The sequence below is a fragment of the Bacillota bacterium genome (assembly GCA_040754675.1).
Lineage (GTDB): Bacteria > Bacillota > Limnochordia > Limnochordales > Geochordaceae > Geochorda.
Genome location: JBFMCJ010000112.1, coordinates 1 through 9,930, shown reverse-complemented (window position 1 = coordinate 9,930; position 9,930 = coordinate 1). Strand labels below are relative to the sequence as shown.

General features: G+C 68.4%; 11 protein-coding genes. 6 read left to right on the top strand and 5 right to left on the bottom strand.

Going from position 1 to position 9,930, the window contains the following annotated elements:
* Positions 1 to 81: 81 nt before the first annotated feature.
* From AB1609_08470 to AB1609_08455, 4 genes are read left to right on the top strand one after another with little or no spacing between them, the layout of a single operon-like run.
* Entirely contained in the window at positions 82 to 1,032 is a 951-nt protein-coding gene (locus AB1609_08470) for a branched-chain amino acid ABC transporter permease (GenBank protein ID MEW6046502.1), read from the top strand.
* A complete protein-coding gene (locus AB1609_08465) occupies positions 1,029 to 2,075 on the top strand; it encodes a branched-chain amino acid ABC transporter permease (GenBank protein MEW6046501.1) in 1,047 nt (348 codons plus the stop codon). Before AB1609_08470 ends, AB1609_08465 begins: the two co-directional genes overlap by 4 nt.
* On the top strand, positions 2,068 to 2,961 hold the full coding sequence (locus tag AB1609_08460; GenBank protein MEW6046500.1) for an ABC transporter ATP-binding protein: 894 nt from the start codon (positions 2,068 to 2,070) through the stop codon (positions 2,959 to 2,961). Before AB1609_08465 ends, AB1609_08460 begins: the two co-directional genes overlap by 8 nt.
* Positions 2,915 to 3,655 (top strand): ABC transporter ATP-binding protein, encoded by a 741-nt coding sequence (locus AB1609_08455; protein MEW6046499.1) that lies wholly within the window; start codon positions 2,915 to 2,917, stop codon positions 3,653 to 3,655. The genes AB1609_08460 and AB1609_08455 overlap by 47 nt, the downstream gene beginning before the upstream one ends.
* Before the next feature lie 93 nt (positions 3,656 to 3,748).
* Here AB1609_08455 and AB1609_08450 read toward each other — a convergent pair whose 3' ends face one another.
* Positions 3,749 to 4,714 (bottom strand): ornithine cyclodeaminase family protein, encoded by a 966-nt coding sequence (locus tag AB1609_08450; GenBank protein MEW6046498.1) that lies wholly within the window; start codon positions 4,712 to 4,714, stop codon positions 3,749 to 3,751.
* Positions 4,711 to 5,889, bottom strand: coding sequence for a pyridoxal phosphate-dependent aminotransferase (locus AB1609_08445; GenBank protein ID MEW6046497.1), 1,179 nt, complete (start codon positions 5,887 to 5,889; stop codon positions 4,711 to 4,713). The genes AB1609_08450 and AB1609_08445 overlap by 4 nt, the downstream gene beginning before the upstream one ends.
* A gap of 207 nt (positions 5,890 to 6,096) precedes the next feature.
* Here AB1609_08445 and AB1609_08440 point away from each other — a divergent pair, with 207 nt between their 5' ends.
* Entirely contained in the window at positions 6,097 to 7,128 is a 1,032-nt protein-coding gene (locus AB1609_08440) for a zinc-binding dehydrogenase (GenBank protein MEW6046496.1), read from the top strand.
* A 41-nt stretch (positions 7,129 to 7,169) separates the two neighbouring features.
* Positions 7,170 to 7,379 (top strand): hypothetical protein, encoded by a 210-nt coding sequence (locus AB1609_08435; protein MEW6046495.1) that lies wholly within the window; start codon positions 7,170 to 7,172, stop codon positions 7,377 to 7,379.
* A gap of 199 nt (positions 7,380 to 7,578) precedes the next feature.
* Here the strand turns inward: AB1609_08435 and AB1609_08430 are convergent, their stop codons facing one another.
* From AB1609_08430 to cofE, 3 genes are all read right to left on the bottom strand, one after another.
* Positions 7,579 to 7,839, bottom strand: coding sequence for a type II toxin-antitoxin system VapB family antitoxin (locus tag AB1609_08430; GenBank protein ID MEW6046494.1), 261 nt, complete (start codon positions 7,837 to 7,839; stop codon positions 7,579 to 7,581).
* A gap of 107 nt (positions 7,840 to 7,946) precedes the next feature.
* Positions 7,947 to 8,894, bottom strand: coding sequence for a fumarylacetoacetate hydrolase family protein (locus tag AB1609_08425; GenBank protein ID MEW6046493.1), 948 nt, complete (start codon positions 8,892 to 8,894; stop codon positions 7,947 to 7,949).
* Positions 8,895 to 8,960: 66 nt separating this feature from the next.
* On the bottom strand, positions 8,961 to 9,743 hold the full coding sequence (cofE, locus tag AB1609_08420) for a coenzyme F420-0:L-glutamate ligase (GenBank protein MEW6046492.1): 783 nt from the start codon (positions 9,741 to 9,743) through the stop codon (positions 8,961 to 8,963).
* Positions 9,744 to 9,930 lie beyond the last annotated feature (187 nt).

Genomic DNA, 9,930 nt, shown 5'->3' with positions numbered 1-9,930 from the left:
GGCGAGGGGAGAATCGCCGGCTCGCCCCCGCCTTTCCTGCACTCCAGGGCTTGCCCGCAGGCGCAGGCAGGAGGTTGAATCGTGCAGCTTTTCGCCCAGCAGCTGGTGAACGGTCTGACCCTGGGTTCCGTCTACGCTCTGGTCGCTCTGGGCTACACCATGGTTTACGGCGTGCTGCGGCTCATCAACTTTGCCCACGGTGAACTCTTCATGCTGGGCGCGTACCTGACGCTGTCCGCCACCACCGTCCTGGGTCTGGGGAGCGCCTCCGCGCTGGGCGGCGCGCCCGCGGCCGGGGGCGGCAACGTGTGGCAGGGCGCGGTCCTCTTCCTGGTGATCGTTGCCATCGGGGTGGCCGTGGCGGTCGCCGCCGTGGGGCTCGCTCTGGAACGGATCGCCTATCGCCCGCTGCGGCATTCGACCCGCCTTGCGCCCGTGGTGTCGGCGCTGGGGGCCAGCGTGTTCTTACAGAACGCCGTCATGCTCATTTACGGCCCGCGCTATCAGGTGCTGCCCGAGGGGCTCCTGCCAGCGTGGTCGGCGCCGGTGTTCGGTATCGAGATCACGCTGCTGCAGTTCGTGATTCTGGGCATTTCGGTGGCCCTGATGGTGGGGCTGTACCTGTTCGTTCAGCGCACGGCGCTGGGGATGGCCATCCGCGCAACGGCCCTCGACCATGAGGCCGCCCGGCTGATGGGCATCAAGGTGGACCGGGTCATCCAGTGGGTGTTCGTGCTGGGCCCGGCGCTGGGGGCGGTGGCAGGGCTTCTCATCGGACTGTATTACCGCCAGATCAACTTCACCATGGGGTGGACCTACGGGCTGCGGGCGTTTACGGCGGCCATCCTGGGCGGCATCGGCAACATCCCGGGCGCCATGGTCGGGGGGCTCTTGCTGGGACTCCTGGAGGCGATGGGTTCGGGCTACATCTCCGTGGCGTGGAAGGACGCCATCACCTTTTTCGTTCTCATCCTCATCCTCATCGTGAGGCCCACCGGGCTTCTGGGGGAGCGGGTGGCGGAGAAGCTTTGAGGCACGCCTGGCTGTGGGTCGCGGCGGCGGGAGTGGCGTGGGCTCTGTTTCCCGTCGTCGTGCGAAACGCTTACTGGATCGACGTGGCCAACTTTTACGGCATCTACGCCTTGCTCGCCCTCAGCCTCAACCTCATCGTGGGGGAGGCGGGGTTGTTCAACCTGGGGCACGCCGCATTCTACGCCGTGGGAGCGTACACGACGGCCATCCTCAACACCCGCTTTGAGATTCCCACGCTGGTGCTCCTGCCGGTTAGCTTCGCGGTGGCGGCTGCCGCCGGGGCCATCCTCACCCGCCCCATCCTGCACCTTCGGGGCGACTACCTGGCGATGGTCACCATCGGGTTCGGCGAGATCGTGCGGATCGCGCTGACCAACAACCTGTTCGGCCTGACCGGCGGCCCGAACGGGATTTTCGGCATCGACCGGCCGGTGCTGGGGTCGTTCACCATTCGCCAGCCGGCGCACTACTTTCACCTGATCTGGGTCATCGTGGCGGCCACCATCTGGATCACGCTGCGGCTGCAGCGGTCGAGGATCGGCCGCGCCTGGAACTACATCCGGGAAGACGAAGTCGCCGCCCAGGCCATGGGCATCGACCCCGTGCGCGTCAAGCTGCTGGCGTTCGTGCTGGGAGCGGGGCTTGCGGGAGTGGCCGGTAGCCTGTACGCGGCCCGGATGACGGTCATCGCGCCGGAGCGGTTCAACTTCTGGGAGTCGGTGGTCATCTTCAGCATGGTGGTGCTGGGCGGGCCCGGTTCCATCCCCGGGGTGATGCTGGGGGCGTTTGCGATGTGGGTACTGCCCGAACTCTTCCGGGAGTTCGCGCAGGCCCGCATGCTCGTGTTCGGGGCGGCCATGGTGGCCATGATGGTCTTCCGGCCCGAGGGGCTCTGGCCGAGCGCGCTCTGGCTGCGGGCGGCCAGGGCTTACCGGGAGGTCGGTCCGGCACCTGAAGCGACGTCTTCGACGGCGCAAGCGAATTCACCCATCGAGGGCATGGCGGCGCCTGGGCCACAAACGAGGGGGTCGGCGCATGGCTGAACGCATGCAAGCCGCCCGAGCGGCAACGGCACTGCACCCGCTTGCCGGCCGTCCCTCTGCCGGGGACGGAACAGCGCTTCTCGAGCTCAGCGAGGTGAGCCGGCGGTTCGGCGGCGTGGTGGCGTGCGACCGCGTCAGCATGGAGGTCTGGCCGGGCGAGATCGTGGGGCTCATCGGGCCCAACGGCGCGGGGAAAACCACCCTCTTCAACCTGATCACCGGCATCTACCGGCCGGACACGGGCGACATCCGCTTGCGGGGCCGCAGCGTGGTAGGTCTCAAGCCCCACGAGATCACGGGGCTGGGCGTGGCACGCACGTTTCAGACCATCCGCCTCTTTCGGAACCTGACGGCCCTGGAGAACGTGATGGCCGGGCTGCACCGGTCTGCGCACAGCGGGATACTCGATGCAGTTTTCGGGACCCAGCGGCACCGCCTGGAGGAACGCCACGCCGCCAGCCGCGCCCGCGAGCTTCTGCAGCGGCTGGGCATCGCTCACCACGAGCAGCGCCTTGCCCGCCACCTGCCATACGGCGACCAGCGTCGGCTCGAGATCGCCCGGGCGCTTGCCACCGAGCCCGCGCTGCTCATCCTGGACGAGCCGGCGAGCGGGCTTTCCGATGCCGAGCGGGCGTGGCTGATGGAGTTCATCCGGAAGCTGCGGGACGACGGGATCACCATCCTGCTCATCGAGCACCACATGAGCGTGGTCATGGGCATCTCAGACCGGATCGTGGTAATGGACCAGGGCCGTAAGATCGCCGAGGGCCCACCGGCGTCTGTCCAGGCTGACCCGGCGGTGATTGAGGCTTACCTTGGCCAGGAAGTAGAGGACGAGGATGCAGGCTCAAAAGACGCAACCGGCGCCGCCGCTACTCCAGCTTGAGGACGTCCACGTCCACTACGACCGGGTGCACGCCCTGGCGGGGTTGAGCCTGGAAGTCCACCCGGGCGAGATCGTGGCGCTTCTGGGCGCAAACGGCGCCGGCAAGTCCACGACCCTGCGCGCGATCTCCGGGCTCGTGCGGCCCACCTCGGGTACCGTCCGGCTGCGGGGCGAGCCCATCACCCACCTGCCCCCGGATGAAGTCGTCCGACGGGGCGTGGCCCACGTCCCCGAGGGGCGGCGCATTTTCGCCACGCTCACCGTCGAGGAGAACCTGCGCCTCGGTGCCTTCCTGCGCCGCCGTGACCCGCAGGCCGTCGCACGCTCGATGGAGAGCGTCTTTGCCCTCTTCCCCAGGCTACAGGAACGGCGCCGCCAGCTCGGCGGCACCCTATCCGGCGGCGAGCAGCAGATGCTGGCCATCGGACGGGCTCTGATGGCCGAACCCAGCGTGCTGCTCCTCGACGAGCCGTCTCTGGGGCTGGCGCCGCTTCTTGTGCGAAACATCTTCGAGACGCTGCGCGCCATCAACCGGCGAGGCGTCGCCATCCTGCTGGTGGAGCAAAACGCCCGGGCGGCCCTGCGGCTGGCGCACCGGGCCTACGTTCTGGAAACAGGGCACCTCTTCGCCAGCGGCGAAAGCCGCGCCCTGGCCTCCGACGCCCGCATTCGCAGGGCCTACCTGGGGGCATAAGGGCCTACGCCATGCCCCGCCATGATGGGTAAGGCGTCTGGCTTTCCCCGGAAGCCCGGCCGCACCCTGAAGAGGCGGCCGATGCGAAAGCTGTCACCCCCACAAGCCCGGATCACCGGGTAGGGTGCGCCCGATACCGGAGCCCTCCGCCTTCTTCAGCAGGCGCGCCCCCAGCGCCACGTCCTCCAGCGCCACGCCCTGGGATTCGAACAGGGTGATCTCGTCCGGACGCTCCCGCCCCGGGTAGCGGGCCGCCACGACGTCGGCGAGCTCCACGACTTTGTCCCATGAAAATCCGGCGCTTTCGGCTCCCAGCAGGTCGCCGCATTCCAGGCGCGCCTGCGCCAGATCGTCCACAACGACCCGGTGGGCGCCGAGCACCGTCGCCGCCGCCAGCTCCCTCCGCGCGGCGTGGTTGGAACCGGCCGCGCAGATGCACGTTCCGGGGGCCACGGCCTCGTCCGGGACGACCGGCTCTTTCGAGTTCGTGACGGTGACCACCACGTCCGCGCCTTCGACAGCCTGATGCACTGTGGCAGCGGCGACCAGCCGAACCCCCGGCAGCGAAGGTTGCATGCGGGTGCCGAACGCCTCGGCCCGGCCCGGAGTCCGGCAGAAGACCCGGGCCTCCTCGATGGGCAGCACCGAAGCCACGGCGGCCAGCTGCGTCTCGGCCTGGTAGCCGCAGCCGACGAGGGCCAGGACGCGGCTTTCCGGCCGGGCCATGAAGCGGCAGGCGACGCCGGTGGCCGCTCCCGTCCGCAGTTGCCCAAGCCGGTTCCCCTGGATGGCCGCCAGGGGCTTCCCCGACTCCGAGTCGAACAGGAAGACCATGAACCGGGCGCCCTCGCGGCTGGACGTGTAGGCCTTGAACCCCATCACGCCCAGACCCGGGATGGCCGCCGGCATCACCTGGAGCAACGCGCCGCCGCCCGCCCGCTGGCGCGGCCGGTTCTGCGCCTGGCCGGCGGCTTTGAGGGCGAAGGCCTCCTGCACCGCCTCCAGCGCGTCGTTCATCGTAAGGAGGCGCTCCACGTCGGCTTCGGTGAAAAACTTCATGCGGCCGCTTCCGCCACCCACTCCCGCATACGGCTCAGACCCTCCTGCAGTTCCTGGCGGGAAGCCGCATACGAGAGGCGGACGTACTGCTGGTCCTCGTCCGGCGCCGGCGTCCCGAAGGCCGGCCGGCCGAGCACCGCCACCCCTGCCTCCTGGAGCAAGCGGCTTGCGAAAACTCGAGCGTCGGCCGTTCCGACCCGCCTGCAGGCTTCCGTCACGTTGGGGAAGACGTAGAACGCCCCCGCCGGGACGCCCACCCGAACCCCGGGGATGGCGTTCAGGAGTTCGACGACGAGGTCGCGCCGCGCCTTGAACTCCGCCACCATGGCGCGCACCGGTTCCTGGGAGCCCTCCAGGGCGGCCACGCCCGCCATTTGGGTGAACGTGGCCGTGCACGACTCGACGTTGGTCACAAGCCGCGCCACGCTTTCGGCGACGGCTTTCGGCATGATGCCGTAACCGAGCCGCCAGCCGGTCATGGCGTAAGTCTTGGAGAACCCGTCGAGCACGATGACCCGTTCCTTCATCCCCGGGAGGCTTGCGATGCTGACGAACTCCCGGTCGAACAGGATGCGGGAGTAAATCTCGTCGGAGAGCACCCACAGATCGTGCTCGACGGCGAGGCGCGCCACCGCCTCGAGCACGTCGCGGCCAAGCACCCCGCCGGTGGGGTTGTGCGGGGAGTTGAGGATGATGAGGCGCGTGCGGGGCGTGATGCGGGCGGCGAGCTCGTCCGGATCGAAGGCGAAGCCCCGCTCCTCCCGCAGGTAGACCGGCACCGGCACGGCCCCGGCCAGGCGGATGGCGGATTCGTAGATGGGGAAGCCCGGGTTGGGGTAGATCACCTCAGCGCCGGGGTCCACGCAGGACAGGAGCGTATAGTAGATGATGGGCTTGGCGCCCGGGGTGACCACCACTTCGTCGGCCGAGAAGCTGAGTGCCCGGAAGCGGCCGGCCTCCCGGGCAATGGCCTCTCGCAGGGGTGCGATCCCGGCCGACGGCGAGTAGTGGGTGTAGTTGTCCCGGATGGCGGCGATGCCGGCTTGCTTGACGTGTTCCGGCGTGTTGAAATCGGGCTCGCCGATGGCGAAGTTGTAGACGCGGCGGCCCGCCGCCTCGAGCCGCTTCACCTCGGCGAGTACCTCGAACGCCGTCTCCGTCCCTACCGCGTTCATGCGAGACGACCGCATCGGCATAGGAGCGCACCACTCCCCCCGTGCTCTCGGACCCTGCGCCCCCGCCAGTTCGCCCTGAGGCGGCCAGACTCCTGGCCGATCAGGACGTAAAGGGATAAACGGCGCCGCACCAAACCCTCCTGGTGCGCCCTGGCGCGTGGGGGTATCACGGACGCGAAAAGGAGGAAGGGATCGATGGTCGAAACCATGAGGGCCGTGCGGTTCCACGAACATGGCGGCCCTGAGGTGCTGAAGCTGGAGCAACTGCCGGTGCCCGAACCGGGACCGGGGCAGGTGCGGGTGCGGGTCAGGGCCGTGGCGCTCAACCACCTCGACCTGTGGAACCGGCGGGGCCTGCCCGGCCGCAAGGTGGCGCTGCCGCGCATCCCGGGTGCCGACGTGGCGGGCGAGGTGGATCAGCTTGGGCCGGGGGTTGCGGGCATCCAGCCGGGGGAGAAGGTCATCATCAACCCGGGTATGAGCTGCGGCCGGTGCGAGTTCTGCCTGACGGGGCGGGACAATTTGTGCCCGCACTACGACATCCTCGGCAACCGGTCGGATGGCGGGTACGCGGAGTTCGTGGTGGTGCCGCAGGCCAACGTCATCCCCATGCCCAAGAACCTGGACTTTCCGCACGCCGCGGCCGTTCCGCTGGTCTTCCTGACGGCCTGGCACATGCTGGTGACGCTGGCGCAGGTCCGGCCCGGCGAGACGGTGCTGGTGTGGGGCGCCGGGAGCGGCGTGGGGTCCGCGGGGATTCAGGTGGCGAAGCTGTTTGGGGCCCGCGTCATTGCCACCGTGGGAAGCGAGGAGAAGGCGGATCGGGCCACGCGGCTTGGGGCGGACGTGGTGATCAACCACAGGGACAAGCACGTGGACGAAGAGGTGCGGGCGCTGACGGGGCGCCGGGGCGTCGACGTGGTCTTCGAGCACGTGGGGCAGGCTACGTGGGAGAAGAGCATCCGCAGCCTGGCCCACGGGGGGCGGCTCGTCACGTGCGGCGCTACCACAGGGCCCGAGGGGCTGACGGACATCCGGTACGTCTTCGCCCGGCAGCTCAAGATCTTCGGCTCGTACATGGGCAGCAAGGGGGAACTGCTGCAACTATTGCCTTTCGTGGAGAAGGGCCAGCTCAAGCCGGTCGTGGACCGGGTGCTGCCGCTGGAGCAGGCGGCCGAAGCGCACCGCATCATGGAGCAGCGGCGGCATTTCGGGAAGCTGGTCCTGGGCGCGGCGTGAGCCGCAAGCACGTTGTGACGTGCGGTGCGTGCGGGCGTCCGATGGCGAAGGACGCGGGCGTCCGGCTCCGGGTCAGCGGGCGGCGGGGGCCGGACGCCATCGACTACATCCAGACGGCGGGCGAACTCCTCGTCTGCCCGGTCTGCGCCCGGACCCGCCGGTTTCGCATCATCGTAGAGCCGGAGCTACCGGGAGAGAGTCTGGCGCCAGGATCCGGTAGGGCCGGTGCAGGCCCCTCCGGCTCAGAGTAGCCGGGGCGCCGAGCTCCCCGGGCGATCCTGCGGGGACCATACAACGAGGCCAGCAATTCGCTGTCATGGTGAGCTTTGGTACCTGGATCACTGCCTGCGAGGAGCTCGAACGCGACAACCGGTGCCAAATACATCTGGTGCCACTCAAGCAGCTCCTTGACGACGCCGGCGGCGGGCTGGCGGCCTCTGAGAAATGAGATTACGACGGATGTGTCCGCGATAAAGTCCACCGCTCGCGCAACTCCCTGGCCACTCGGAGCGCATGTTCGGCCTGTTCATCCGACCATGCGCCGCACAGCGCAAGAATGCGGCGCTTTCGCTCCTCCCGGAGACTTTCCTCCTCCAGATAGCGCCGGAGCGCTTCAACGACGACTTCAGAGTAGCCCTTCAGACCACGCCGGGCGGCGATCTCCAGCAACTTTCCCCGCAGGTCATCTGGAATCTCAATGGTCGTCCTCACCGCGGCCCACCCTTGCCAGGCCCCTGCATTCGTTCTGCCCAACAAGAGCGGTGTTTGACATGCACATGCATGTCAACGCACGTTCAGCCGGCAGAACCGGGTTTTTCTCAATAGGGCCAGCGTGACGGTAGTTCCAGCGCCGAGGCCTCGGTGGCCGCGACCACCGGGTTGACCAGCCGCCCGATGCCCTCGATCTCGACCTCGACAGTGTCGCCAGGCTTCAGGAAGACGGGTGGGTTGCGAAAGACGCCCACCCCGTTAGGGGTGCCGGTGGCGATGACGTCGCCCGGCGTCAGCGTGATCCCCCGGGAAATGAACGCGAGGAGGTGCCGCACGGGGAAGATCATCTCGGCGGTCGTCGAGTCCTGGTAGGTCACCCCGTTCACCCGGCACGCAATGCGCAGGCGCTGCGGGTCAGGAATCTCGTCGGCGGTGACGACCCATGGCCCGAAGGGTGCGAACGTGTCCTGCGACTTGCCGCGGATCCACTGGCCGTCGCCCTTCTGGTACTCTCGCGCCGTCACGTCGTCGAACGTGGTGTACCCGAACACTGCCGACAGCGCTCTCTCTTCGCTCAGGCGGCGAGCCTTCTTGCCCACGATGACGCCGAGTTCGGCCTCGAAGTCCACCTTATCGCTGCCCTCGGCCATCGCGATGGGACGGCGGTGAGCGTTCAGCGCGTTCGTCCACTTCGCAAAGAGAACGGGTTGCTTCGGCGGCTCGACTTTCTGTTCCCGGCAGTGGTCCCAGTAGTTGAGCCCGATGGCGATGATCTTCGGGGGCACCAGGGGCGGGAGCCAGGCGATGGACGGTGACTCGGGCTCTAAAAGCTCGTCGTAGGATCCGGCCATGGCCGCCTCTACCAGACGCCGCACGGCCTTCATCGGCCCCGGATCCCCCGCGTCGAACGCGTCCACCAGCCGCCTGAGGCTCAGCGGCAGGCCCTCGGACGCCCACCGGGCCGTCCGGGCCGCCCGCGTCACGTCCACCATGTAGTCGCCCGCCCGGGCCACCAGGTGGGCTTCACCGTCTCGCAAGATCGTCCCCAGCTTCATTTACCGCCGCGCTCCCTTCGCGAAAAACTCGTCCGGTGACCGGAACCTCTTGATGTAAAAGCGACGTCAGACGAACAGATCCTTCTCCTCCGGGCGAATCAGATGCCCGGCGGTGGCCTCCGCCTCGCCCATGATGCGTACGGCATCCCGGGCCTCAAACAAGCCCCGAACCACCACGGCGGGGATGCCCTCGTTGGCCTGGCCCATGATGAGCGTGGCGGCTGAGGCCAGTTCGTCGGCGACCGCCTCGGCGGTGGTGCGCAGCGTGTAGCCGAACAGATCTTGCCGCCCCACCTCCGAAAGCACCGGCGCCATGCCCGCCACGCCAATGCAGACGCCGACCGCCCCCTCCCGGAACGGCCGGCCGTGGCTGTCCGCGATGATAACGGCCGGCGCGACGCCGGTCTTCCTGTAAAGGTCATAGCGGAGCCGGCGGGCGCTCTCGTCAGGGTCTTCGGGCAGGAGCAGCACGGCCTCATCGTCGGCGCTGGCGTTGGAGCGATCGATGCCCGCGTTGGCGCAGACGAAGCCGAGCCGGTGGCGGGCGATGATGAGCCCCGGGCGCACCCGGACGATGGAACGCGACTCCCGCAGGATGAGTTCGCACACCCGGGCGTCCTTTTCCGATTGGGCCGCGAGCGTCAGCGCCGCGGGGGACGGCTGCACCTGCCGCAGGTCGACGAGCCGCCTTTCGGCCCGGGAGACGACCTTCTGCGCCACTACCAGGACGTCGCCCTGGCGAAGCTGCAGCTGCAGATGGCGGAGCGCGCCCGCAATGAGTTCTGCGAGGTCATCGCCGGCCTGCACCACGGGCAGGCCGGTGACGGCGTAAAGGTGGACTCCCGTCAAGGCTCGGGCCTCGCCTTCCGAAAACGCGCACGAACGGCGCCAGCGTTCGTTCTCCTGCAACTAGTAGTGCGTCCCACAAGTTCGTTCACTGACGCGGTACCGTCCGAAGAGGAGCCAGAGGAAGATGCGGTTAGAGGTTGGCCAGAACCCAGCCGAACTGCTCGGTCACCAGACGGAACAGTTCGGC